Origin of the sequence: Bilophila wadsworthia ATCC 49260 (genome assembly GCF_000701705.1) — a bacterium.
In the GTDB taxonomy this organism is placed as follows: domain Bacteria; phylum Desulfobacterota; class Desulfovibrionia; order Desulfovibrionales; family Desulfovibrionaceae; genus Bilophila; species Bilophila wadsworthia.
Genome location: NZ_JNJP01000002.1, coordinates 160652 through 185648, shown reverse-complemented (window position 1 = coordinate 185648; position 24997 = coordinate 160652). Strand labels below are relative to the sequence as shown.

Annotated in this window: 17 protein-coding genes; 10 read left to right on the top strand and 7 right to left on the bottom strand. The window is 62.4% G+C overall.

The features are described 5' to 3' along the window. Positions 1 to 87: 87 nt before the first annotated feature. Complete coding sequence (locus tag T370_RS0101970) at positions 88 to 756, bottom strand: type VI secretion lipoprotein TssJ (RefSeq protein ID WP_248604187.1); 669 nt, start codon at positions 754 to 756, stop codon at positions 88 to 90. A gap of 94 nt (positions 757 to 850) precedes the next feature. On the opposite strand from T370_RS0101970, the gene tssA reads away from it, so the two are divergent. The 8 genes from tssA (at position 851) to T370_RS25860 (ending at position 11201) form a co-directional block, all read left to right on the top strand. Further along, positions 851 to 1885, top strand: coding sequence for a type VI secretion system protein TssA (gene tssA / locus T370_RS0101965; protein WP_029434555.1), 1035 nt, complete (start codon positions 851 to 853; stop codon positions 1883 to 1885). Positions 1886 to 1930: 45 nt separating this feature from the next. Further along, entirely contained in the window at positions 1931 to 4090 is a 2160-nt protein-coding gene (gene tssC, locus T370_RS0101960) for a type VI secretion system contractile sheath large subunit (RefSeq protein ID WP_029434554.1), read from the top strand. Between the two features lie 396 nt (positions 4091 to 4486). Further along, on the top strand, positions 4487 to 4969 hold the full coding sequence (locus T370_RS0101950) for an Hcp family type VI secretion system effector (RefSeq protein ID WP_005023908.1): 483 nt from the start codon (positions 4487 to 4489) through the stop codon (positions 4967 to 4969). Next, a complete protein-coding gene (gene tssE, locus T370_RS0101945) occupies positions 4969 to 5373 on the top strand; it encodes a type VI secretion system baseplate subunit TssE (RefSeq protein WP_029434553.1) in 405 nt (134 codons plus the stop codon). The genes T370_RS0101950 and tssE overlap by 1 nt, the downstream gene beginning before the upstream one ends. After that, the gene (tssF, locus tag T370_RS0101940; RefSeq protein ID WP_029434552.1) at positions 5373 to 7172 is read left to right on the top strand and encodes a type VI secretion system baseplate subunit TssF; all 1800 of its coding nucleotides are present in this window, start codon (positions 5373 to 5375) and stop codon (positions 7170 to 7172) included. The genes tssE and tssF overlap by 1 nt, the downstream gene beginning before the upstream one ends. After that, a complete protein-coding gene (tssG, locus tag T370_RS0101935; protein WP_029434551.1) occupies positions 7136 to 8053 on the top strand; it encodes a type VI secretion system baseplate subunit TssG in 918 nt (305 codons plus the stop codon). The genes tssF and tssG overlap by 37 nt, the downstream gene beginning before the upstream one ends. A gap of 673 nt (positions 8054 to 8726) precedes the next feature. Beyond that, the gene (locus T370_RS0101930; RefSeq protein ID WP_029434550.1) at positions 8727 to 10823 is read left to right on the top strand and encodes a type VI secretion system Vgr family protein; all 2097 of its coding nucleotides are present in this window, start codon (positions 8727 to 8729) and stop codon (positions 10821 to 10823) included. Positions 10824 to 10841: 18 nt separating this feature from the next. Next, positions 10842 to 11201 (top strand): PAAR domain-containing protein, encoded by a 360-nt coding sequence (locus T370_RS25860; RefSeq protein WP_306538703.1) that lies wholly within the window; start codon positions 10842 to 10844, stop codon positions 11199 to 11201. 363 nt (positions 11202 to 11564) lie between these two features. Here T370_RS25860 and T370_RS0101920 read toward each other — a convergent pair whose 3' ends face one another. Continuing rightward, a complete protein-coding gene (locus tag T370_RS0101920; RefSeq protein ID WP_231377988.1) occupies positions 11565 to 12203 on the bottom strand; it encodes a thioredoxin domain-containing protein in 639 nt (212 codons plus the stop codon). A 170-nt stretch (positions 12204 to 12373) separates the two neighbouring features. Further along, complete coding sequence (locus T370_RS0101915) at positions 12374 to 15340, bottom strand: response regulator (RefSeq protein WP_029434549.1); 2967 nt, start codon at positions 15338 to 15340, stop codon at positions 12374 to 12376. A gap of 585 nt (positions 15341 to 15925) precedes the next feature. Between T370_RS0101915 and bioB the strand changes: the two genes are divergently transcribed. Together bioB and bioA are read left to right on the top strand one after the other, a co-directional pair. Next, the gene (gene bioB / locus T370_RS0101910; RefSeq protein WP_005023929.1) at positions 15926 to 16912 is read left to right on the top strand and encodes a biotin synthase BioB; all 987 of its coding nucleotides are present in this window, start codon (positions 15926 to 15928) and stop codon (positions 16910 to 16912) included. Beyond that, complete coding sequence (bioA, locus tag T370_RS24050) at positions 16909 to 19350, top strand: adenosylmethionine--8-amino-7-oxononanoate transaminase (protein WP_029434548.1); 2442 nt, start codon at positions 16909 to 16911, stop codon at positions 19348 to 19350. Before bioB ends, bioA begins: the two co-directional genes overlap by 4 nt. A 113-nt stretch (positions 19351 to 19463) precedes the next feature. Here bioA and T370_RS0101900 read toward each other — a convergent pair whose 3' ends face one another. From T370_RS0101900 to T370_RS0101885, 4 genes are all read right to left on the bottom strand, one after another. Continuing rightward, entirely contained in the window at positions 19464 to 19853 is a 390-nt protein-coding gene (locus tag T370_RS0101900) for a YkvA family protein (RefSeq protein ID WP_029434547.1), read from the bottom strand. Positions 19854 to 20042: 189 nt separating this feature from the next. After that, on the bottom strand, positions 20043 to 21428 hold the full coding sequence (locus T370_RS0101895; protein ID WP_005023936.1) for an SLC13 family permease: 1386 nt from the start codon (positions 21426 to 21428) through the stop codon (positions 20043 to 20045). A 78-nt stretch (positions 21429 to 21506) separates the two neighbouring features. After that, entirely contained in the window at positions 21507 to 23216 is a 1710-nt protein-coding gene (locus tag T370_RS0101890; RefSeq protein WP_029434546.1) for an FAD-binding protein, read from the bottom strand. 2 nt (positions 23217 to 23218) lie between these two features. Beyond that, a complete protein-coding gene (locus T370_RS0101885; RefSeq protein ID WP_029434545.1) occupies positions 23219 to 24838 on the bottom strand; it encodes an FAD-dependent oxidoreductase in 1620 nt (539 codons plus the stop codon). Positions 24839 to 24997 lie beyond the last annotated feature (159 nt).

The window sequence follows — 24997 nt, the reverse complement described above, 5'->3', positions numbered from 1 at the left end:
TGCGCGGTGCCTTCGGGGAACCCGCGTCAATCAAAACGGATGGTAAAACGTCTCTCTCTCTCTCTCTCTCTCTCTCTCTCTCTAACTCTAACTTTGGCCCACAGGTTTCTGGCCGTCCTTCGGCGGAGTCCTCCTTAATGGCATACGTTCAGCCAGCGCTGAAGAGGACTGCCGTCCCGCTTGGGCCTGCGGGGGTTCCCCTCCCATCAGTTCCGCCGGGCCGAGGCGTATGGGGATGATCGTCTGTCCTGGTTCGTGGCGGGTGTCTTTGAAGAACGGCACCCAGCCTTCGACGATTTTCCGCACGGGCACGGCGACAACCCGGGCGCTGTGGGCGGGGGTCCCGTGGAAGTACCCGGCGATCACCGCGATCCAGCGGACACCCTCTTCCCGGTCCAGAGAAAGGTTTTGTGCCTGACCGGGATCCGAAAAGAGCCTCCGGCTCGTCACCACGGAATCGTCGAAACGCCCGCAGGCCAACAGCTCGGCGAATCCCTCCGGGCTGGCGAGCCTTTTGTCCACTCCCTCTCGGGTCGCCAGTTCGTAGACGCACAGCATCAGGCTGGACGGTTCGCCCTCATGCTCGTTGAGCCGCTCGTCGGCGGAGATGCGCAATACCACAGCGTCGGGTTCGTAGACCCACGGCACATCATTTTCGGGCGGCGTCGGAGGAGGGGGCTCCGGCGCGGAACAGCCGCTGCACAGCGCAATGACGCCCAATAAGACGGCAATATGGAATTTTAAGAATCGAATCATACTGTTATAGCCATGAGAAAGACAAAAATAGAATAAAGTGTTGACTCTATGTTTTTCTTTATATTAGAAGCTAATTTATAACGAAGGGTTTATTATGTCCAGAGCAAAGTCAGATTTTGTCGACTGGGCGTCATGTCTGCATCCGTTTGGCGAAGATCCGTACGGTCCGGCATTGCCGCATGATCCCGTTTGCGCCGCCATCAGAGAGGCGCGCCGGGAGGATGACCCCGGCCTTCCGCAGGGGGTCTGGGAACGGGAACTCAAGCGGGCAGACTGGGATAAGGCCTTGTCGTTGTCCCTCGGGGTGCTCCGGGAGCGCTCCAAGGATATGCAGGTTGCCGGATGGGCCTGCGAGGCCGCGCTCATGCGGTATGGCTTTGCCTCCCTGCCGGGCGGGCTCAGGATGATCGCCGGATTGTGTTCCGGCTTTGGGGACGGGCTGCACCCGCAGCCGGAAGGAAGCGATCAGGAGGCACGGCTGGCGCGGCTGGCATGGCTTGACTCCACCCTTGCCGAGCGGGCCGCCTCTCTGCCCATCACGGAAGCCTCTCCGGACGTCCCTGCCGCCACCTATGCGGACTGGATGGCGATGGAGCACCGCGAGCGCATCCAGAACGGCAACGGCAAGAACGGCGTAGCTGGCGATGCCCGGCGTATGCTGAACCTTGCCGGGACACAGACTTCCCCGGCCTTCCACGCCTCCCTGCACGGGCAGTTGCGTGAAGCGCTGCTGGCGCTGGACGAACTCGCCCGCGCCGCCGACGCGCTTTGCGGCGGGCAGGCGCCAAGCTTTCATGCCTTGCGGGACAGGCTGGAGCACATCGACGCGCGGGTGCTCGCGTGGCATCCCTCCGCCGGGACAGATCCCCTCGTATCCCCACCTTCCTCTCCCGCCTCTTTGTCTTCGCCGCCACCGCCATCGTTCTCCTCGCGGGAACAGGCGTATGCCTCCCTTTCCGCCATCGCCGATTACCTCATGCGCACAGAGCCGCACAGCCCCGCCCCTTGGCTGGTGAAACGGGCCGTCTCGTGGGGCGGCATGACGCTGTCGGAACTGCTCGACGAGTTGCTGGGGCAGGGGGAGAACCTCGCCTCCATCAAAAAATTGCTCGGAATGACCAAAGAATAGCCTTTTTTCGGCCCACGCCGCGAAAAAGCGTCAAGGAGCGTATCTATGGGAGAATCGATCCAGAAGCGGCTCGGCAGGGTACGCCCGCCGCGCGTACAGATTACCTATGACGTGGAAGTGGGCGATGCCATCGTCAAGAAGGAACTTCCCTTTGTCATGGGCATTATGGCGGATCTCGCGGGTGACAGGACCGTTCGGGAAGATCTGGGGCTTCCGCCGGTGCCCGAGTACAAGCTGCGTACTTTTGCCGCCGTCGACCGGGACAATTTTGACGACATCATGAAAACCGTTGCCCCCGCGCTCAAGCTTTCCGGGCTGGACCGCTTCATTACTGAAGACGCGAGTGCGGCGTGGCGGGAAGGAGGCGTTGAGCCTGAGAAGGCGGCGTTCTCCTGTGCGCTGCGGTTTGAGAAGCTGGACGATTTCAGGCCCGAGTGTTTGGTGAAAAACGTCGAGACGCTGGCAGCGTTTTTTGAGCGCCGCAATCTGTTGCAGGATCTTGCCGCCAAGTTGGACGGCAACGACGCTTTACAGGCCAGCCTGCAGAAGATGCTGTTCCCTACCGGTGACTCTGTCTCGGAATTGGACGCGTTGCGGAAGGCGTACAAGGAGGCGTTGGCTTCTGTGGACGCCGCCCGTGATGCCGTGAGCAAGGCCGGAGAGGACCAAGAAAAGCAAAAGGCCGCTGAAGAAGACGTTCAGCGAGCCGAAACGGAGGCGTCAGAGGCCAAGAAGAAGCTGGACGAGAAACGGAAGGCGAAAACCGAGTCCTTCGCCGCCGCGATGGTCCGCAATTCCGGAGACCCCGATGAGGATAAGCGCCAGCGGGAAGTCGCTGATGCGCGTTTGGCGGCGTGCCTTGCCGAACATGAGGACAATCCGTTCACGCTGCCCGCAAGCGGGAGTATGCTGGGGATGCTGACGGAACGGGTGGCCTGCAAGGACAAGCTCCTTGCGTGCCAGCTCGACGCCATTCTACATGCCGAGGCATTCCAGGAGCTTGAAGCCGTCTGGCGTGGCCTTCATTATCTGGTGTTCAACACGGAGACGAGCGATCGGCTCAAGCTGCGGCTGTTCAACGCCTCCTTCAAGGAACTGCGTACGGATCTGGAACGGGCCGTGGAGTTCGACCAGAGCCTGCTGTTCAAGCGGGTCTATGAGGAGGAGTACGGCACGTTCGGCGGAGAGCCCTACAGTTGCCTGCTCCATGTCCATGAATACGGCCTGTCGGCGGTGGACCTCGGCGTGCTCCAGAAGATGGCGGAAGTAGCCGCCGCAGCGCACACCCCCCTGCTCAGTGCCGCGTCGCCGCAGCTTTTCGGGCTGGGGAGCTTCACCGATCTGCCCTTGCCACGCGATCTGCACAAGATTTTCCAGAGCGCGGACTATATCGAATGGCGTTCGTTCCGCGAGAAGGACGATTCCCGCTATGTGACCCTTTGCCTTCCGCATCTGCTGATGCGTCTGCCCTATGGCAACGACACCGATCCCGTGGAAACCTTCGTTTATGAGGAGGATGTCGCCGGGCCGTCCCCAGACCGTTACCTTTGGGGCAACACGGCTTTCGCCCTTGCCGCGTGCATCACGGCGGCCTTTGCCAAGTACGGCTGGACGGCGGCGATCCGGGGCTATGAGGGCGGCGGGGCCGTGGAAAACCTCAACGTCTACAAGTACCGCCAGACCAACGGCGAGACGGTGGCGCTGTGCCCCACCGAGGTGAGCATCACCGACCGCCGCGAAAAGGAGCTTTCGGATCTCGGATTCATCGCCCTGATTTACCGCAAGAATTCGGACAAGGCGGCTTTCTTCAGCGGCCAGACGGTCCACAAGCCGCCGGTTTACACTTCCGACACGGCCAACGCCAACGCCCGGATCTCGGCGCGGCTGCCCTATCTGCTGAACGCATCGCGGTTCGCGCATTATGTCAAGGCGAACATGCGGGACAAGGTGGGGTCGTTCATGACGGCGGATAACGTGTCAAAGTATCTGAATAACTGGATCAGCCAGTATGTCCTGCTCTCCGACGACGCCGGGGACGACATCAAGGCGCGCTATCCGCTGCGTGAGGCCCGCGTGGACGTGAGCGAGGATCCCGGGAATCCGGGCGCGTACAAGTGTGTGATCTTCCTGAGGCCGCATTTCCAGCTTGAGGAACTGACCGCAAGTATCCGGCTTGTGGCGGAATTGCCGCCGCCCGCGGTGTAAAAAACGATGCGCCTCCGGCGGCGAGGGGCCGCGAATCCCTTTGCCCGCCGGAGGAGATCTGTGGTGCCCTCGACCCGTACGGCTCGAAGGCTCGCCCGGTGCCCGGCCTTTTTGAAACCGCCCTTTGGACCGGCCCCGGACTTCCGCATGAATGGTGATGCCGGAGCTGGAGCGATATTCCAAGGAGGGGGAAATGGTTTCCGTCTTTGATGCCTTCCACTGCGACGTCGCCGCGTCATAAAACGCAACTGCCCAATGTCTGTGAATCCCATCCGCCCTGTGCGCCGGGCAGGAGGGAAACCGGAAGTTCCACGGGCACGAGCCATTTCTCCGGATGGGGGCAAGAGGGCGGCAGGCCTTGCCGCCGGAGCATACAACTCTTGAGGAGCAGAATCCATGTCCACGAATACCTTTCTCAAGCTCGGTGATATTGAGGGCGAATCGACCATCAGCGGCTTTGAGAAGCAGATGGAACTCATCAATTTCACCAACGGGTTTCATCAGCCGACCTCGCCGATCCGCAGCAGTACCGGCCCCACCACGGGGCAGGCCGTCCATTCGATGATGAACGTGACCAAATATCTCGACAGTTCCTCGCCCAATATCTGCAAGGCCCTGTGGAGCGCCAAGGTCCTGGATTCCGTGGTGCTCACCTGCTGCCGTATGGACAACGACGCCGCGATCAAGTTCCTTGAAATCACGATGGAGAACGTGGTGGTGGCCTCTTACAACCTGCGTGGCGGCGGGGATCTGCCGTATGAGGAGATCGCGCTGAATTACGCGACCATCAAGTACACCTATATCCGCCAGAAGGAAGAGGGCGGATCCGACGGCAACATTGCCGCCAGCCACGATCTCAAGACGAATAAGGTTTCGTAATGAAGGAGGAAAGGCGCATTCCGCTGTTGTCCCGCCTTGCTGGGAAAGCTTCGGGGCGCGGATTGTCCCGGAGCGAATACCTGTCGGCCGTGGCGGAAGACGTCGAGGAACTGCTCAACACCCGTGCCCCCTGTGGGAATGGGGATGCGGCGGATCTGGTGATGGGGTACGGCCTGGCGGACTGGAGTTCGGCCCCGCTGGACGGGCGAGAGGTGGCCCGTGCCGTTTCGGCTGCGCTGGAGCGTTTCGAGCCGCGCCTGAAAAAGATAAGGGTGAGCCCGCTTGGATTTGAGGACGGTCGGCTGCATTTGCGGGTGGATGCGGCGTCCGAAGAGGAACCGGTGACGTTTTTGCTCCAATGCGACGGAGGCGTGTTCTCCGCTGGAGCGGCCGCGGAGGGCTGATGCACGCCTTTGAGGACATCGCCGGGCTGTACCGGGAGGAATTGCGTTCCTTGCGTGAGGACGCGGTGCGCTTCGCCGTGCGGAATCCCGGCATGGCGCGCCAGCTCGGGCTGGCGTCCGATACGCAGCCCGATCCTTTGGTTAATCTGCTGCTGGAGTCGTTCGCATGGCTTGCCGCCCGGGTGAGGGCGGACGCGGAATCCCGGCTGCCGCTGGTTTCGCACAGCCTGCTCGGGCTGCTCTATCCGCAGTTCGTCTGCCCGATTCCGTCCGTGGGCGTGGCGGAATTCATCCCCAATCCGGCGGGCGTGGCCGGGCTGCCGGACGGATTCGGCATTCCGGCGCACACCCCGATCCACAACCGTGACGAGCGCGGCGGCGTGCTGCGCTGGCGGACGGCCTGGCCTCTGACGTTGCATCCTGCGAAGGTTGTACGGGCTTCCATCATCCCTCCGGCGTCTTGGATGCCCGCTGCGGCGCAGGGCGTGCCCGGTGTCCTGTGCCTGCGGATCGAGGGTATCGCGGGGCTTTCGCTGGCAAAGTTCGGATTGCCCTCGTTATCTCTCCACCTTGGCGGTGATCGGTTTGCGACTTTTCCCATGCACGAATGGGTGCACGGCGCGTGTAAGGATGTCTTTCTCGCGGACGACGCCGGGGCCGCAAAGCCCAGGGCGCTCTCCCTTGGCCGGGAGGCCCTGTGTCATGCGGGCTTGGAGCCGGGCGGGCGTCTGTTCCCCGAATCCGCCTACGCTCTGCCCGGATACCAGTTGCTGCAGGAGTATTTTGCCTATCCCGAACACCTGCTGTTCTGGGAGGTGTTCGGGCTGGAACGTCGGCGGGAACTCGGGGATTTGCCAGGCTTCGATCTCCTGTTCCCCGTGGACGCGCCGCCGCCGAAAACGGTTTCCTCAAGATTGTTCCGCACCTGCGCCGTACCTGTGGTCAACTTGTTCGAGCGCATGGCGGAACCCATCCGGGTGGATCACGAGCGCTCGGGACACCTGCTCGTGCCGGATCTGCGGCACCGGGACAGTACGGAAGTCCATTCCGTGATCGCTGTGGACGCTTTGGAGGGAGGGGAACGTTCTTCGGTTATGCCGTATTTTTCTCTTTCAGGAGAAGGGGATGCGCCGCCGTCCCTGATGTGGTTCCTGCGCAGGAAGCCATCTTTGGACGGCATAGGGACGGACGTGTTTCTGCATTTCAAGGAAGCGGGGTTCCGCCCGGAGACGGCTCGGCCTTGGGTGGCTTCCGCGCGGGTATTGTGCACGAACCGCCACCGTGCCGCCGAGCGCTGGCGTCAGGGCGAACTGACGCGGGATACGGACATGCCCACGGCGGCTATCCGCTTCTGCGGCCCTCCTTCGCAACAGCACGATCCGCCCATGTTCGGCGGCGAACTGTGGAAGCTCGTTTCCCATCTCAGCCTCCATCAACTTTCTTTGAGCGGGCCGGATGCCGACAATGTCCTGCGTGAACTGCTCCGCCTGTACGCGCCTCCGCGCGACGCTTTTGCGCAGCGCCAGATCGCCGGCGTGAACGGGTTGTGTGCCAAGCCGCTCATTCGTCCCTTGCGCTCCGCTCCGGGCTGTGCGGCGAGGGGAACCCGGCTGACGCTCACGCTCGACGAGGACGCCTTCACCGGAGGCAGCGCGTTTCTGTTCGCGGAGGTCCTCGACGTGTTCTTCGGGCTGTACGCCGGAATCAACACGTTTACGCAGCTTGTGCTGAAAACCTGTAACCGTAAAGGGACGTGGCACAGATGGCCTCTGCGATCCGGCGCGCTTCCGCTGATCTAGACGGCGATGCCCTGTCGCGCTTCCGGTCCGCGCCGTGGCGTTTCGACGTCTGGCAGGCGGGTGCGATTCTTGAGGCATGGAAAGGCCGCATGGACTGGGGCGTCCCGGCTTCGGACAGCATCCCTGCTGGGGTGGTCCGCGGCGTGGCCTTCCCGGAGGGCGGGGCTCCGCGCCTTGATGTGAATCTGCTTGGGCTGGCGGGCATGGATGGGCCGTTGCCGCCGCATGTGGCCTTGCTGGTGCGGGAGCGGATGCGGGCCGGGGACCCGGCATTTCAGGAGTTTCTGGATCTGTTCCACAACAGGATCCTGCATCTGTGGCGGGATATGGCGTCGTCGTTGTGCCCGGAACTGCGGGCTGACGGCCTGCCGGAGGCTCACCCCTTCGCCGCGTTCCTGGAGGCGGTTTCCGGCCTTCCCAATACGGGAGAGCGGGCGCGGGATGTGCCCATGCCCGGCCCGGTGGCTGGGAGGGGAGACGTGCCCGCCGCGCTGTTCCGGTCCTGCGCGGCCGTATGGGCCCGGCAGCCGCGATCCGCGGCGGGGTTGGAAAAGCTGGTGAAGGCGGCCTTTGGGGTTGAAGCCCGCGTGGAACCGTTCCACGGCGCATGGGTCGATCTGCCCGAGGAGGCTCTCACCCGCCTTGGCGGAAGGGATGCGGGCAATGCGCGGCTCGGAAGCACGGCCCTGCTCGGAAGCCGGGTTTTTGACGCTTCGGCGGGGATCATCCTGCGCCTCGGCCCGCTGACGGAGGCACAGCGCCGGATGTTTCTACCCCCTCCCGCCGGAACGTGCCGCGCCGACCTGCTTGCACTGGTCCGCTGGTATCTGGGGGACGTGGGGTGTGAGGTGATACTGAATAATTTTACGAGGAGCGGGTGAAACTATGCCTGATATAGGAGATGTTTACTATTTGTCGAACGCAATTTTTTTTGGTTTTGACGGTAATCCCCTTGGGATAACAGGCCCTCCTGATCATTATTTTGTTGTTTATGACATCGTTGGTGAGATTTGCTTCGCAAAAGAGTTGACGAGCAATTCTACCTGCTGGCACGAGCTTTCGGTAGCCTACAAACCGATTACGGCACCTCCGGATTTTTTTAGTACAAAAAGTTATTACAATAACATACATGAGGATTTTTGTTTTTGCAGGTCCGAGAGTTCTGCCTTTCCGCTTGTTACGGAGCTGATGCCCGCATGGGAGGCTGATCCCACGCTGGGCCCCAAAGCATTTACGCATTCGCCCAGGCCGTACCGCACGGCTGGGGCGAAGAGTATTTGGTCGGCCAACATGGGCCCTGTCATCGCTAAGCCCGCGCCCTCCCCCGGCCCTGTTTCCCTCCCTACGGCCCCCCTCACGCCTACACCCACGCCGCCTACGGCCAAGGATAGATTCGTTGCAGCGCTGAGTAAGGGTAAAACTTGACGCCTTGCCGTTTTCCGAGTCACATTTGTATATGAAAGTCGCGCTTCGTCCGTGTGACCCGTTGATAAAGAGAACCGGACATCCCAACGTTGATCGGTAAAACCGAAAATCTGGATGGAATCGCTCGATATGTCTACTACCCTTACCGGTTACGAGGCCCTTTCCCGCCCGTTTCGTTACGTGCTGGAATATTACCCTGACGAGCAGCCGGAACTGGCGGCGCTGATCGGCAAACCGCATACCGTACGGCTGCCCATGCCCGACGGCTCGACGCGTCCGCTCAACGGCATCGTGTTCCGTGCCGAACAGGGGCCGTCCACTGTGCGCTCCGCCCGGTATACGCTGGAGCTGCGCCCGTGGTTCCTGCGCCTTGATCAGGAACGCACCTGCGCTGTCTTCCAAAATATGAGCGTGCCGGAAATCGTCACCAAAGTCTGCACTGACGCTGGATTCGGGCATATCCGCAATGCCCTTTCCTCAACCTATCCGGCAAAGGAGTACACCGTCCGTTATGGCGAAACGTCGTTCGCCTTCTTGAGCCGTCTCATGGCGGAGGCCGGGATTGTGTATTTTTTCGAGCACAGTGGGTCCGCGCACACGCTGGTCATGGCCGATTCGCCCGACGTTTTCGCGGATTGCCCGCAGGGTGCGACGCTGGAATGGCTTCCCGACGCGCAGGACAAGGAGGGTGGGCCGCCCACGGAACCCTCTGCGCATGTTTTTGAGCTTTCGCTGTCACGGCAGGTTGCTGCGGCTTCCTGCTCCGTGGATGACTATAACCCGCTGACCCCTGAAACCAGCCTTGCCGCGTCCGCGGGAGAAGGGTTCCCTTGCCTCGGCTATCCGTTGGCCGGGCATATCGATCAGCAGTCCGGCGAAGGGCTCGCGGCTATCCGCTTGGACGCGTGCGAGTCGGGAGGGTTCAAGCTGCGCGGGCGCTCTTCCTGTCCGGGGCTGTCCGCAGGATGCGCCTTTGCAGTGAAGGGGCACCCCGACGGGCAGGTGAATGCCCGGTGGGTGGCTACGGAAGTCCGTTTTACGGCATCGTTCCCCGGTGACGGCACTGCCGAAACCGGGCGTTTCCTGGCGGATGTTTCCGCTGTGCCCGCTTCCGCCCGTTATCGCCCCCTGCCGTTTTTCGCGCGGTCCCGCATGAGCGGCCCGCTTACGGGTGTGGTCACGGGCAAGGAAGGTGAAGAGGTTTGGACGGACCAGCACGGGCGGTGCAAGGTCCGGTTCCATTGGCAGGGTGCCTCGGATGAAACCTCGTCGTGCTGGGTGCGGGTGGCACAGCCGTGGACCGGCAACGGCTACGGCGCGCTGTTCCTGCCTCGCATCGGGCAGGAAGTGGTGATCGGTTTTGTCGGGGGAGATCCGGATCGGCCCCTTGTGACGGGCATGGTCTACAATTCGGGCAATCCGCCGCCGTGGGCGCTGCCGGAGCACGCGGCCTGTTCCGGCCTGCTGACCCGGAGTTTTCCGGACGGACAGGCCGGCAATGAGCTGCGCTTCGACGATACGAAGGATGCGGAGCTGGTGTATCTGCACGCCCAGAAGATGTTTTCCTGTGATGTGGAGGACGCCCGCACGGTGACGATCATCGGGGAGGGCGGCGACGCGCTCACGTTGGAAAAGAGCAGCCGGATCACGACGCTCAAGGAAGGCAACGATGCCCTTACGTTGGAAAAGGGGAACCGCTCCGTCGAACTCAAGGAAGGTGACGATGCCTTCACCATTGAAAAGGGCAGCCGCAGTGCCACATTAAAGGAAGGTGACGACGCGCTGAGCCTTGAGAAAGGCAATCGGGCCGTGACGCTCAAAGAGGGCAACGATCTGCTGGTGCTGGAAAAAGGCGGGCGCACTGTCGAGCTCAAGGATGGCGACGACGGCCTCAAGGTAAAGGGCAAGCGGCACGTTGAAACGGGAGGCGATGAGGAACGCAAGCACGGCGGCAACGTGGTCATCAACGTGAAGGGTGACTATACGCTGAAGGTTTCCGGCAATCTGACTATCGAAGCGGGCGGGACTCTGGCTCTCAAGTCCGCCAAGGCGCAATTCTCGGCAAAGCAGGGTATGGAAATTTCCTCGTCGGCAAACCTTTCCGTTTCCGCGCAAACGGAACTGACTCAGAAGGCTACGATGGTCGACATCAAGGCTAATGCCAAGGGGACACTCAGCGCGGGCGCAATGCTTGAGGTCAAGGGCGGTTTGGTGAAAATCAACTAAAGGCTGGCTCCGCCCGGTATGGTGGAGACTGAAAGCGTTATCCGCAACACGCCGAATCGGCGTAAAGGAGGATGGGCCATGCCGCCAGCAGCGCGCGTTGGAGATATGCATGTGTGTCCCATGCAGACGCCGGGGCTCCCACCGATTCCGCATGTGGGCGGGCCGATACTTCCGCCCGGCTGCCCTCATGTCCTTATCGGAAATATGCCCGCAGCGTGTATGGGCGATTCCGCCGTTTGCGTAGGGCCGCCGGACGTCATCATCAAAGGATCGTCTTCCGTGCTGATCGGGGGCCGCCCCGCCGCCCGCATGGGCGATCAGACGGCCCACGGGGGACAGATCGTCATGGGCTGTCCTACAGTCATAATCGGCGGGTAGATTACTTATTGGCCGGGAAGTGGATGGCGGCCCTACAGGGGCTATGATGGTTAGGTGCGTCTTCGGGCTTACGGGCATCGATAGCAGCGTCCCTCCCCGGGCTCCTTCCTCCCAAGGCTTTCGATGTTATCGAATCCCTCCTTGTCAGACTTTCGGGTAGACAAAAATAAAACCCGCTCGGACATGCTGGGCGGGTTTTTGATTTGGAGGAACAGCGGGAAAAGGCTTGCACATAGGATAGGAAGTTTTTCCCTTGACCGGAACGGACTCCCGTTGCGCGGTCTCCCCACGAATCGAAGTTTTTGCGGGAGAGGTTCGGGGAGGGAGCTTTTTTGAAAAAGCTCCCTCCCCGATCTTTCCCCTTCATGCTGAAATATCGCAATGCCCGTCGAGGCCGCACGCGTTGGCGGGGCGTGTCTCCGAGCCGCCAGCTCCTCCGCCGAGCACGGAGGCAAGCTTGGCGGCCACAACGGGATAATCGGCGTAACCGCGCGCCAGCACATGGCGCTCGCCGTCGTCCGTTTCAAGAAAGAGCGTGGGATAAACCACAAAGTCACCCAGTATATCGAGCGCTTCCTCTCGTTCGGCTTCCGCGGCGGCCTGTACGCCGGGGTCTTCTAACGCTCGCATAAAGACGTCGCCGTCCACATTCGCTATCCGCATCTGGACTTCGGGGGCGAGCACGTCGCGGCCTTCGCCGTAAAAGGCCGATTGAAAGGCCTCCATCTGTTCGAGCTCGTGTCCCGGGGCCAGTTTTTTCAGCGCCGCCAGAGGCACTGCCATATCCGGGGAAAACATGCGGAGATCTCCCTGCCCCGGCTCAAGGCGGCGCAGGAAATCCTGCCCGACGGCTTGTCCCGTGGTTTTGGCGAGCCGGACGAAAAATTCCCGCATGGTCGGGTGGTTCCTCATCATTTCGCCGGTGGTGGTTGGGTTTTCCACCAGATCGCCGCTCAGCACGCGTACGGGATAGCCGGGGTGCTCGGAGGAAATCCGCTGCATGACCGGGGCAAAACCATAACACCAAGGACAAAATACGTCCGATATATAAAGGAAATGTGACATAAGAGCACATTACTCCGAAAGCCGCCGCCTGTGAAGGGGGGCGGCTTTCGGGTATCAAAGGAGGGCCTAGGAAGGGCGGATTCGGGGGGCCGGGCAGGAATGGAAGTCTACCCCCGTGCCCGTTGCAGCGCTGCGAAAAGCGTCTCCGGATCGATGGGCTTGGCGATGTGGTCCTGCATTCCCGCGTCGAGGCACTTTTCGGCGTCGCCCTTCATGGTGTGGGCGGTCATGGCAATAATGGGAATGTCCGGCAGGAAGGCCCGGATACGCCGCGTCGCTTCGATGCCGTCCAGTTCCGGCATCTGGATGTCCATGAGGATCACGTCGTAGGCCCCGGAACGAGCCATGTCCACGGCTTCGAGCCCGTTGGAGGCCACATCCACCGCAATGCCTTTCATTTTCAGGATTTCTGTAGCTACTATCTGGTTGATATCGTTATCCTCGGCGAGCAGGACCCGGAGCCCGTCGAGCGGCGCGGGCGTGTTGCCCGGCGCGGTGCTTTCGGCCTCCTTGAGGACTGCGGCAGGCCGGCGGAAGCGGAGCGTGAAACTGAATGTGGACCCTTTGCCTACCACGCTGCGCACATGGATTGTCCCGCCCATGTGCTGTACCAGCACCCGCGCTATGGCAAGGCCGAGGCCCGTGCCGCCGTAGCGCCGGGAAACCGACATATCCGCCTGGATGAACGGCTGGAACAGAGAGGGAAGCTTGTCCGCGGGGATACCGATGCCCGTGTCGCGCACGGCGAAACCCAGCGTGACGGTCTGCGGGTCCGTCTCCACGCACCGGACGAAAAGGGTCACGCTGCCTTCATGCGTGAATTTCATAGCGTTCCCCACAAGGTTGAGCAAGATCTGCCCGAGCCGCGTGGGATCCCCCACAAGCGACTGGGGCACTCCTTCCCCAACGTCAAAGCGCAGGGAGAGCCCCTTTTCCCGCACGGCATGGGTGAACATCTGGAGAGTGTTATCAAGCACCTCCGAGAGGTTGAACGGGATTTCCTCGAAGTCCATTTTGCCGGATTCGACTTTAGAAAAATCAAGGATATCATTGATGATCCGCAGAAGGGTCTTGGCGGTGACGTCGATTTTGGCGAGGTAATCCGCAATGGCGGCGGGGCATTCGCGCTGGAGCGCAAGATATGTCAGGCCGATGATCCCATTCATGGGCGTACGGATTTCGTGGCTCATGGTGGCGAGGAACTCGCTCTTGGCACGGGTGGCTTCCAAGGCTTCCTGCTGGCTTTTGAGCAGTTCGGCATTGCGGGCCGCGAGTTCCGCCGTGCGCGTCTGCACCTGCGCTTCAAGTTCAGCGGCGCGCTGGAGGGTATCGAGCGCCTCTTGTTTGCGGGCGTGGTTGTCGATGACGATGCCCACCCGTTCGGCCTTGTGGGTCAGCGGGTTGATCGCTTTTTGCCCTTTGACCAGTATCCACCGCCAGTTCCCGTTGCCGTCCCGCACCCGGTATTCGTACTCCAGCGTGCCGCCGGCGTCTTCGGCGGAAAAGCTTTCAAACACGTTGCGCACGTGCTCCACGTCGTCGGGATGGCACCGGAGCAGAAAATCCGGGAGCGTCATGTGCAGCACGCCTTCGGGCCAGCCCAGCATCCGGCAGACGTGCTCATTGTAGGAAATGAGCCCTGTTTCGAGATCCGTGGACCACAAGGGGATGCTCGCGCTGTCCACAAGGAACTTGAGCCTGTTTTCGCTGGCGGAAACCTGCTGGACAAGCGTTTCCAGCTCGCAGGACTGGCGCTCAAAGGCAAGCTGCGTTTCCTTCTGTTCGGTGACGTCGATGATGACCCATACGCCGATTTGCCCCAGTTCGGGATCGTTCACCTGCCGCCCCCGGATGAGGGCCCATAAGCGGGTGCCGTCCCTCCGCTGGAGGCGGTGTTCGAGCGACAGCATGCCGTTCTGAGAAAGCTGGCTGAAAATCGCTTGCATCGTCGCGTTCCGCTCTTCGGACGCGCAGAGGCTAACGGCCACGTTGCGCTTTTCCTTGCGGAGCTGGCTTCGGGTATAGCCTACCATATTCAGGTAGCCGTCGTTGGCGTAGAGGATGGTGAAGGACCGATCCAGCCTTGTAATGAGCAGGCCACCGAGCAGGTGGGAGGATATGGCGTCAAGTTGGAGATTTTTCTCGCGGATCTGCCGGGTGAGCGAGCTCAGGAGCACCCAGACGAGGAGGAGAAGCAGCAGCCCCGTGGCTCCGCTGATGGTCAGCGTCCCGTCGCGGAGTATGTTGGCCGGGCCGAGGATCTTGTTTTCGTTCACCGCCATGAGGATCCGCCAGTCCGTGGACGGAATGGGGAACCAGATGCCGAGGCTGGTGTGCCGATCCCTGGAGGCGAAACGGATAAGCTGCCCTTCCGGCTGATGGAAAATATTCTGCTTGCCGGGGCTCAGCATGTTGTCTGGAGGCGCCTCGCTGTTCCATGAGGCCAGCACTTTGCCTTGTGCGTTGATGATGTGGAAATAGCCGTCGCTCGGAGCGATGGAGGCTGTGCGTTTCCAGCTTTGCAGAAAATTTTCCAGATCAATGATGACGACAACTTCACCGATGCGTTCGCCGCCGCGTTCGCCGTCGCTGCGGACAGGGGCGCTGACGTAGGCCATGACCTTCCCGTCCCCGTTGGTGGTGCTGCCGAAGGAAGGCCGATCAATATCGGAGAAATCGGTGCGGACACTCCGGGTGATGCCGGGCATGGCCGTGGTGGAGCTGAGGATTATCTGGCCGTTCTTGTTGAGAAGGTTGAGGTTGGGCATATCCGACTGGTGCCGGATGAACAGGCGCGTAAGCCGCCGCGCCGAATCCATCTCTTCCGCCGAATCGGGATTCTTGAGCAGCCGGCGGATGGGGCCGGAGGCGGCGAGCGTCTCGACGTTCTCTGTGATGCCGGTAAAATAGGTGTGGATGGCATCGACGGCGCTTTGGGCGATCATTTTTTGATGGGCGACGAGCTCCTGTTCGAGGATGTCCTTGGCGTTATGGTAGCCGAACCACGCCATGATCCCGATGGACAGGACTACGGCGAGCAGGACGGGAGCGAACAGCGTAAGACGTTTTGGCATGTGGTCGGGGTGCGTTTGCGGACGGCGGGGCCGAGAGCGTTGATGGTGAAATCATTTTAGCCTTTTGACTTGTAGGCCGCAACCGATTTTCGGGGAAGGTGGGAGGAAGGGCTTTGAAAGGGCATAGAGGCATTGGGGAGAGGGAACTTTTTCTGGATAAAGGCTTTTCCTCTCTCCCCCAAGCTTGCCGGCGGGGAGCCCATGCCTTTCCAAAGGCTCCTGTGCCATCGAATCCCCCCACGCAGCTTTTCTGGGGCGATCATATACATTTCTAAGAGGAAAGGCTCTGGTATGGAAGCGGATGCTTCTCTCAGTGGGGCTTCCCGGCAGTGCCCATTGTCATTGCTTCCCGCCGTAACCCGTCCGTTTCACCGGAGTTGCACAGAGCAGGGAAATGCCGTATCCGTTCAGCGGTCAGGCTCCCGTTATTTGCTGTCCGGCATTGCTGGGGAGAGCCCTTGGGGTTCCCAGGAAAATTTTTTCGGCATCCGATCGGGCCGAAGCCGCCGGCTTGCCCAGATTCCCTTCCGGGCGTCTTTATTCTCACAGCGAAGGTCGCATCACTTTTTGTAAGGACGTTTTCCCATGGATGCTTTGCTTGTCCGCATCGCCGAACGCATCACGTCCGGCGCCGATCCGCTTCTGTCACCTTCCGAGGCGCTGGAGCTTGCCCGTCTTCCCGAGTCCGCGACGTTGGACATCCTGTCCGTGGCGGGGCTGGCCCGCGCCGCCCGCAAGCCCGCCGCCGCGTTTACCTGCGGGATCATCAACGCCAAGTCCGGGCGTTGCCCTGAAAACTGCGCTTTCTGCGCCCAATCAGCGCATCATCAAACGGATTCCCCCGTCTATCCTCTCTATGACACGGATACGCTGCTGCGCCGCGCCGAAGAGCTCGCCGCCAACAATGTCGACCGCTTCGGCATCGTGACCAGCGGCACGGCTCCGAGCGATCGCGATTTCGATGCGCTGTGCGAATCGGCTCTGCGCATCGGCCGGGAAGTGAAGATCGGCTTGTGCGCCTCGCTCGGCCTGCTGACGCCCGAGCGGGCCGCCCGGCTGCGCGAGGCGGGTTTTACGTCCTATCATCACAATCTCGAAACCTCAGCGAGCCATTTCCCTTCGATCTGTACCACCCACGCCTACGAGCAGGATCTGGAAACCGTGCGCGTGGCCCGCTCCGCCGGGTTCCGGGTGTGCAGCTGCGGCATCTTCGGCCTTGGCGAGACGTGGGAGCAGCGTATTGAGCTTTCCCAAACCCTGACCGATCTCGGCGTGGACTCCCTGCCGCTCAATTTTCTGAATCCCATTCCCGGCACGCCGCTTGGGGATTCCCCCCTCCTGCCACCTTCCGAGGCGCTGCGGGTGGTCGCGCTCATGCGGCTTCTGCATCCGGAACAGGACGTGCTCATCTGCGGCGGGCGCTCCAAGACGTTCGGCCAGTGGCAGTCGTGGGTTTTCGCCGCCGGAGCCAACGGCGTGATGACCGGCAATTACCTCACCACCAAGGGCTGCGCCTTCTGTGACGATGCCGAAATGTACGAGGTGCTGGGGCTTCGGGAGGAACGGTCATGAAGGGGCTTTTCATCACCGGGACCGATACCGATGCCGGGAAGACCACCGTCACCGCCGCGCTTCTGCGCGCCTTGAAGGTCGCCGGGGTGCCCGCCGCCGCTGTGAAACCCGTACAGACGGGGTGTGTTATGCGGGGGGGAGAGGAAGAGAATCGGGGGGAGGCCGCGTCTCATGAGGGGGCTTTCTCGGCGGGAGGGGATGGAGACTCCTTGCAGACGCGAAAGGAAGACTGTGCTTGTGGCTGCTGTGGGAAAGGTGGTTCCAGTACTCCCGAACACCTGAAGGGTTGGGGAAACGCAGGCATGGGAGGCGTGGGCGCTTCGTTGGGAGTGTCTTCTTCTTCTTCTTCTTCTTCTTCTTCTTCTTCTTCGGCCTCTTCCGCCCTTGTCGCTCCCGACGTGGCCTGCTACGAGGCGGCGGGAGGCGGCGGGATCGTGCTGGAAACCTACGAGCCCGCGTGTTCGCCGCATTTGGCGGCACGGCTGGCAGGGCGTCCGCTCACTGTTTTCGGCTTACGGGAAAAGCTGGAGCGGAAGGCGCCGGACGGGACGTTTCTGCTGATCGAAGGCGCGGGCGGGATTTACGTCCCGCTGAATGACCGCGAAACCATGCTCGACTTCATGCGGGAGATCGATTTTCCGGTCCTGCTCGTCGTGGGGAACAAGCTCGGCTGCATCAACCACGCCCTGCTTTCGCTCGACGTGCTGCAATCGCACGGCCTGCGCGTGTGCGGGATGATCCTCAACCGTCCGATCCCGGAAACGGTATGCGATCCGGGTTCCGGCCCCGATCCGGATGTCGGGAACGAACGCAGGCTGCTGCGCGACAACGCCGAAACCCTCGCCCGCATGGGCCGGGAACGCGGCGTCCCCGTGCTCGCGGAAATCCCCTACCAAACCGGATTCGCAAACAATGCCGAAAACGTATGGTCCAGCCTCGCCGCCCTTGTCGGGCCCGCCGTGGAAGCCCTGCGCCCGTTGTTCTCGGACTGCCTTTCCAATGGAATATGCCCCGACAACGCTTCATCACATATCGTCTCCCCGTCTTCTTCCCATGAACGCGGTCAAACCTCCCCCGCATCTTCATGCTCCAACCGGGAAAGCTCCCGCGTGGCCTCCCCCCACATTCCCTCATCTCCTCTTTCCCCTTCTTCGCTCCTCGCCTTCGACCGGGAACACCTGTGGCACCCGTATACGTCGGCGCTGAACCCGCTCCCGGTGCGGGAGGCGGTGGGCACGTCGGGCGTGCGCATCAGGCTGCGCGACGGGAGGGAGCTGGTGGACGGCATGTCCTCGTGGTGGTGCGCCATCCACGGCTACGGACACCCCGTCCTCATGGACGCCTTGCGGCGGCAGTCCGCGAAAATGGCCCACGTCATGTTCGGCGGCCTGACTCATGAGCCCGCCGTGGAACTGGGGAAACGGCTCCTGCCGCTGCTGCCCGACAATCTGAAACACATCTTTTACGCCGACTCGGGTTCGGTCTCGGTCGAAGTCGCGCTCAAGATGGCGGTCCAGTATTGGGCCTCAAAGGGCAGGCCGGGCAAAACCCGCTTCCTCACCCCCAAGGGCGGCTACCACGGCGACACGCAAGGGGCCATGTCCGTCTGCGATCCCGTAAACGGTATGCATACGCTGTTTACCGGCATCCTGCCGAAACACCTGTTCGTCGAGCGCCCAAACTGCCGTTTCGACAGCCCGTTCGATCCCGACAGCCTCCGGCCCATGCGCGACGCCATCGAGCGTCACGCGGAGGGGCTGGCGGCGGTCATCCTCGAACCCATCGTGCAGGGCGCGGGCGGGATGTGGTTCTATCACCCCGACTACCTGCGCGGGCTGCGGAAGCTGTGCGACGAGCACGAACTGCTGCTGATCGTTGATGAAATCGCCACAGGATTTGGGCGTACCGGCAAGATGTTCGCTTCGGAATGGGCGGGCCTCAAGCCGGATATCCTCTGTCTCGGCAAGGCGCTCACCGGCGGCACCATGACGCTGGCGGCGACCGTTGCCAGCGAAGCCGTAGCGCGGGGCATTGAAGAGGCCGGGCCGGAGCAGGGCGGCGGCGTGTTCATGCACGGCCCCACTTTCATGGGCAACCCGTTGGCCTGCGCCGTGGGATGCGCCAGCCTCGACCTTCTGAACGCCTCGCCGTGGGCCGAGCGCGTGGAAGGCATCCGCCGGGGCCTTGAGGAAGGGCTTTCGCCGTGCCGGGAATTCCGGGGGGTCCGCGACGTGCGGACACTCGGCGCAGTCGGCGTCGTGGAGGTGGACAAGCCCGTGAACATGGCCGTCTTGCAGGATTTCTTCGTTGAGCGCGGCGTATGGGTGCGTCCGTTCAACCGGAACGTCTATCTCATGCCGCCGTACTGCATCGGGCCTGAAGACCTGCAGCGTCTGACGGACGCCATTGTGGACGCCGTGCGCGGGGCCTATTCCTGATAGTGTTCTGCCGGGGAGAGCAGAAGTACGGGCGTACCTTGCGGTGCGTCCGCGCCAAAGCGTGGCGGAGAGCCTCTCCATAGTTCCCGGAAAGGCTGGGGGTATGGTTCTTTTCAGCAAGTGCCTTCCCCGAACCATCCGGCAAGCTTGGCGTCGGCTTTGGCCTTGGCCTCGGCGTCTATATAGGAAGCGGCCATGACCACCGCCGCCGCGAGCACGCCGATGTCGTCGGTGAAGCCCACGACCGGGATGAAATCGGGGATCACGTCGATGGGCGAAATGAAATAGCCGAGCGCGCCGTAAATCACCATTTTCGTCTTGAGCGACATGGACGGATTGTCCAGCGCGTAGAACAGGCGCAGGGCGCTGCGTATGCCCTCGCAGCCGACTTTCTTTGCGTGCCCTTTGATTTTTTCCCAGAGCTTTTCGGGGGAAAACTCGGAAACGTAGGCCGACCACTGGCCGTTTTCCTCTTTCATATCGATGATGTCCTTGTCGCTCATGGCGGCCTCCTGCCCGTGTTTTGTCTGAATGTGGGCACGGCGGGGCGGCGTGTCAAGAAGACGGGAAGGGCGATCACGAAAAGGCGTTGCCGCATCCAGCCATCAGGCCGGGGTGCGGCAACGCTTTTTTGGGGGATGCGGGGGCATCCGGGAGTGGGAGGAGAGGCGCGGGAGCGGGTCGTGCCGGGGTTACATGATGCCGATGAACGTCCAGTAGGGGATGGCGATGACCGCGATGAACGCCCCGGCGACGATGCAGCGGGCGATCATCGTGGGGATGACGTGCTTGAGGGTCACGCATCCGGTGGTGAAGATGTAGAGGAACATGACGCCTTCATAGGGGAAGAAGTACTGATCGAGCCCGTACTCGAAGGCGTAGAACAAGGGCAGCGGGTTGACGCCCATCTGGACGCCGAGTTCGCCGAACGCCGGGGTGAAGGCCACGGTCGCCGCGAAGGGGGTCAGGAGCAGGTTGGTGACCACGCCCGCGAGGTAGGAGCAGAGCACGCCGAGCGTGGGGGGCAGTTCCTTGAGGAACGGGATGATGGATGAGACGGCCCATTTGTTGGCTCCGACTTCGCCCGCCACAAACCCGATGGCCATGCAGCCCGCCACGAAGACGAGGAACACGATGTTCAGGTTGTTGAAGGAGGAGGGCTCCATGATCTTCATGCCGGGCATGTAGCAGAACAGGGCTACGAGGCAAAGCACATACACGGCGTTCACGCCGGTCCACGGCTCGACCATGAAGCCGAGGATGCCGAGGATGGCGAGGACGAGGAGGCGCTTTTCGGAAACCGTCATGGGGCCCATTTCGGCGAGGCGCTCTTCAAGGATGAGCTTGAGCTTCCCGCCTTCGGGGAGCCGCACCTTGCCGCGCATGAAATAGATGGTCAGGAAGGACAGCGCGACATAGATGGTGTTGATGAAACAGGCGTGGTTCAGGTATTCCCACCAGTCCACATTGCCGCCGATGGCCTTCATGAGCACCTGAAACGACCAGATGAAGGACTCCGAGGTGTGCAGGAACTGCATGGTCGGGGCCGCCGCCGCGAAGAAACAGGCGATGACGATGATGGAGGACAGGCGGGACTTGGGATCGATGTCCAGCGCCCTGATGATGCCCACGGCGATGGCGCAGAAGATGACCGTGCGGGCGAACCCGGAGGCCAGCAGCAGGCCGAGGATGATGCCGCCGATGGCGAACCCGATGAGCATCCCGGTGAACGTGCCGCCCGTGAGGAGCATACAGCGCAGGGCCACGCGCTTGGCGAGCCCGGTCTTTTCCATGGCTTCGCCGAAGATGGCCGCGCCGAAGGTGGTCCAGATGAGCACGGTGGTCCACGGCCCGAGCACGACTTCGGGCGGGGCCATGTTGGTCAGCAGGTAGAGGAAGGTCAGCGCGGCGGCGACAGCCACGGCGGGCAAGAGATCGAAGGTCCAGATGATGACCGCTGCGGAGGTCATCCCGAGATAGAGGGGCATTTGAGGCGAAACGTCACGGGGAGCCAGCAGGTAGAACAGGCTGGCGAGGCCGAGCACGGCGAACCACTTTAAGGTCAGGGCACGGTTCATGGGGACTCCTGCGGGAGGCGGGTTCAGAGGTCGGGGAGCCGCGCCGGGATGTGGGATTCCGGCGCGGCGGACGCTGCCTTAGATGGCCGATGTTTTGGGGAAGGCGAAGTTATCCATATAGTAGCGGTGCGGTTTTACCGGATAACGGTCCAGCGGAACGGGGTCGGCACGCAGATCCATGCCGTCGTGCCCGTCGCGGATGACGATCCATGCCGGATCGCCGTGGCGTTCGGGGAAATCCTCGCGGTAATGCCCGCTGCGCGATTCCTTGCGCATGAGCGACGCCTTCAGGTACATTTCGGTGATCAGCGCCATGGAGCGCGCTTCCACGAGCTTGACCAGATAGTGCGGCTCGGGGGCGGTCATGTACGGCAGGATGTTCCGTTTGGCGTCTTCAAGGCGTTCCAGCGAGCGGGTGAGGCCCTTGCCGGTCTTGAGGATGCACACGTCCATCGGGGCCATGAGCTCCTGCATGAGCCGGACCACGTCCTTGGGATAGACGCCGGGCTTGCCGAGCAGGGACAGGGTGGCGCCGAGCGTGCCGGAAGCGTGGGCGTCGTCGAACTGAGGTGCGGAGGTGAGCCCGGAAACGTACTCGCCCGCGCTGTTCCCGGCGATGTAGCCGGTCGTGGTGGTCTTGCAGGTGTCCCAGCCGCCCATGTAGACGCCGGGGGTGACGCTGCGGGCGCGTCCGGCCACGAACAGGCCCGGAACGCCGCTCCAGCCGTCTTTGTCGGCCACGGTGCCGCCGAATGAGGTGAGCACCTGCGGCATCCATTCGGTTTTGCTCTTGAAGAAGTCGATGCCGAGTTCCTTGAGCTTGGTGTCGTTGAGTTTCATCCAGCCGCCGGTGGGGGTCATGATCTCGACGCCTTCCGGGCTCATGGTGCTGGTGTCGAAGTAGATCGGCCCGCGTCCGGCCCGGACTTCAAAGGCCATGCCGCGCACGTTGTAGTGCGGGTCGGCCTTGGCTCCGAGCTTCGGGGAATAGCGGCGCATGAAATCCTCGCCTTCTCCGTTGAGGAAGCGCGCGCCGTAGGGGAGCATCCCGGTCTGTCCTTCCCACGCGAACAGCTTGGGCACGTTCCAGTTTTCGATGAACTCCATGTTGCGCAGGGAAGCGCCCGCGCCGTAGGCCAGCGCCGCGCCTTCGCCCGCGCAGGTGTTCAGCAGGTACGAGCCCTTCCAGCCGCCGTTGTGGGCGGCGAGGATGACGGCCTTGGCCCGGAACAGGCAGGGCGTGCCGCTCTGGGCGTGGAAGCCCACGGCCCCGGAAACGGCGTCGCCGTCCTTGACGAGATCGGTGATCTCGATGCGCCCGATGCGCTGGACGTTGAGCCGCTGAAGCTCGGCATTGAGGATCTGCGTGGTGTGCGCGCCGCCCTTGCCGTAGGGATGGTAGAAGTAATAGCGCATGAGTTCGAGCCCGCGCTGGGGGATGCTCATGAGCCTGCCGGAATCGTCGCGGGCGAACTCGTGGCCCATCTTCTCGTAATCCTTGAAGCGCTCGTAGGACTGGTTGAGGATTTCCTCAAGCACATCCTGCTCGCACAGCCCGTCATAGTAATAGACCAGCTCTTCGACCAGATCCTTGGCGGCGAACTCCGGCTGCTTGACGATCATGTCGCCGCCGGACATCCCGCCGAGGCCGCCCCAGTCGCGGGGGCCCTTGTCGACGATGAGCACGTTCTCCACATGTTGCCGGGCCGTCAGCGCGGCCCACGAACCCGAAAAGCCGCCGCCGATGATCAGCACGTCCGTATCGAAAACAAAAGGTTTCGCGCTCATGGCTAGTCCTCGCAATGGATTTCAAGGGTACGCGGGAGCGGTTCCTTGAAAGGATGCACGTTGATGGCTTCCGCCGGGCAGCGGAGCTCGCAGGTGAAACAGGTCATGCAGTCGTCGTTGTAGGCGATGCGGGCCTTGGCCCCGCAGGTCATGCAGCGCATACCTTCCGCCAGCACGGCATGGAGATCCAGCCCCTGTCGCCGTTCCCCGAATCCGGGGGCGTCGGTCACGGCGCGTTCGTTGCGCGGGGAGAGGAGCACGCCTTCGCCGGGGAGCCTGTCCTTGTCCACGGTTTCGCGGACGGCGGCGCGGTTGGCGAGGATCTGGCCTCCGCGCAGGTAGCGGTCCATCGAGAAGGCTGCCTCGCGTCCCCCGGCGATGGCTTGGATGGCCGAGGCCGGGCCGCTGGCGGCGTCGCCCGCCGCGAATACGTCGGGGCGGGAGGTTTCGAAGGTGAAGGCGGCGGTTTCGATGGTACGGCGGGGCGTGATGGCCACGTCCTCCGCGAAGGGATCGAGATCGGCGGCCTGCCCGATGGCGAAAATCACGGCATCGGCGGGGATGGTGCGGGTTTGCGCCTCATCAAAGGACGGGCGGAACGCGCCGGAAGCGTCTTTGACGGAAAGGCAGGCTTTGACGGCGAGGCCGGAAACGGCGTCCGTGCCTTCGACGCGTACCGGGCCCCAGCCGCACTGAAAATCGATGCCCTCGTCGCGGGCGTCGGCGATATTGTGCGGATAGGCGGGCAGTTCGGCTTCGGACTCAAGGGAAACCATGCTCACGGATGATGCTCCGAGGCGCTTGGCGGAAATCGCCGCGTCGACGGCAACGTCGCCGCCGCCCACGACCACGACATGGCCCGAAAACGTAGGAGCGTGATCGCCGCGCACGGCGCGCAGGAACTCCACGCCCCACAGCACGCCGGGCAGCTCCGCGCCTTCAATGGCGATCCTGCGGCTGAGGCTGGTTCCGGGGGCAAGAAGGAACGCCTTGTAGCCGCGCCGGCGCAAATCGCCGAGAGCTAGGTCGCCGCCCTTGCCGATGCGGGTGTTGCAGCGGAAGCTGACGCCGAGGGCTTCAAGCCGGGCCACATGCGCCTCGACCACGGCGTCGGGCAGGCGGTAAGCCGGGATGCCGTAACGGAGCATACCGCCGGGGCGCGGCGCGGCCTCGAAAACGGTGACGGGGTAGCCCATGCGGGCCATAAAGCAGGCGCAGGAAAGCCCTGCGGGGCCGGAACCCACCACGGCGACCTTGGCCGTATGCCGGACGGCGGGCTGTTCTTCTGGCAGGTCGAGATCGCCGAGGAACTGCTCGACGGCGTTGATGTTTACCGCACCGTCCACGGCATTGCGCGCGCATTCCTTTTCGCAGGGATGGAAGCAGATGCGGCCCGTGATGCCGGGGAATGGGTTTGCCTGACGGAGTTTTTGGGCGGCTTCTTCAAGCTTGCCTTGCTGTACGAGGGCATTGTAGCCGCGAATGTCGGTCCCCGCAGGGCACGCCGCCATGCAGGGCGAAACCTTGCTCTGGTCGGTGTCGAGGCGGAACACGTCGAGGCTGCACGACTTGAAGCAGGTCCCGCATCCGATGCATTTGTCTTGATCGATAACGTTGATCACGTCCTGTCTCCTTGGCGTTCCCCGCGTCGCGGGGGACGGCTATGTGAAGGGTGAGGGGATGGGCGGGCGCGCATCCGCCCTCCGGCTCACTTCCCATTGTGCGAACCTTCACACAGCCGTTCTCAAGAAAATGGCGCATCTGCGCCATTTGTGAAAAAA

What these genes read in the sequence shown, in the direction of transcription:
- T370_RS0101970 (WP_248604187.1), bottom strand. Translation starts at nt 756, where the DNA reads ATGATTCGATTCTTAAAATTCCATATTGCCGTCTTATTGGGCGTCATT.
- tssA (WP_029434555.1), top strand. Translation starts at nt 851, where the DNA reads ATGTCCAGAGCAAAGTCAGATTTTGTCGACTGGGCGTCATGTCTGCAT.
- tssC (WP_029434554.1), top strand. Translation starts at nt 1,931, where the DNA reads ATGGGAGAATCGATCCAGAAGCGGCTCGGCAGGGTACGCCCGCCGCGC.
- T370_RS0101950 (WP_005023908.1), top strand. Translation starts at nt 4,487, where the DNA reads ATGTCCACGAATACCTTTCTCAAGCTCGGTGATATTGAGGGCGAATCG.
- tssE (WP_029434553.1), top strand. Translation starts at nt 4,969, where the DNA reads ATGAAGGAGGAAAGGCGCATTCCGCTGTTGTCCCGCCTTGCTGGGAAA.
- tssF (WP_029434552.1), top strand. Translation starts at nt 5,373, where the DNA reads ATGCACGCCTTTGAGGACATCGCCGGGCTGTACCGGGAGGAATTGCGT.
- tssG (WP_029434551.1), top strand. Translation starts at nt 7,136, where the DNA reads ATGGCCTCTGCGATCCGGCGCGCTTCCGCTGATCTAGACGGCGATGCC.
- T370_RS0101930 (WP_029434550.1), top strand. Translation starts at nt 8,727, where the DNA reads ATGTCTACTACCCTTACCGGTTACGAGGCCCTTTCCCGCCCGTTTCGT.
- T370_RS25860 (WP_306538703.1), top strand. Translation starts at nt 10,842, where the DNA reads ATGGTGGAGACTGAAAGCGTTATCCGCAACACGCCGAATCGGCGTAAA.
- T370_RS0101920 (WP_231377988.1), bottom strand. Translation starts at nt 12,203, where the DNA reads ATGCAGCGGATTTCCTCCGAGCACCCCGGCTATCCCGTACGCGTGCTG.
- T370_RS0101915 (WP_029434549.1), bottom strand. Translation starts at nt 15,340, where the DNA reads ATGCCAAAACGTCTTACGCTGTTCGCTCCCGTCCTGCTCGCCGTAGTC.
- bioB (WP_005023929.1), top strand. Translation starts at nt 15,926, where the DNA reads ATGGATGCTTTGCTTGTCCGCATCGCCGAACGCATCACGTCCGGCGCC.
- bioA (WP_029434548.1), top strand. Translation starts at nt 16,909, where the DNA reads ATGAAGGGGCTTTTCATCACCGGGACCGATACCGATGCCGGGAAGACC.
- T370_RS0101900 (WP_029434547.1), bottom strand. Translation starts at nt 19,853, where the DNA reads ATGAGCGACAAGGACATCATCGATATGAAAGAGGAAAACGGCCAGTGG.
- T370_RS0101895 (WP_005023936.1), bottom strand. Translation starts at nt 21,428, where the DNA reads ATGAACCGTGCCCTGACCTTAAAGTGGTTCGCCGTGCTCGGCCTCGCC.
- T370_RS0101890 (WP_029434546.1), bottom strand. Translation starts at nt 23,216, where the DNA reads ATGAGCGCGAAACCTTTTGTTTTCGATACGGACGTGCTGATCATCGGC.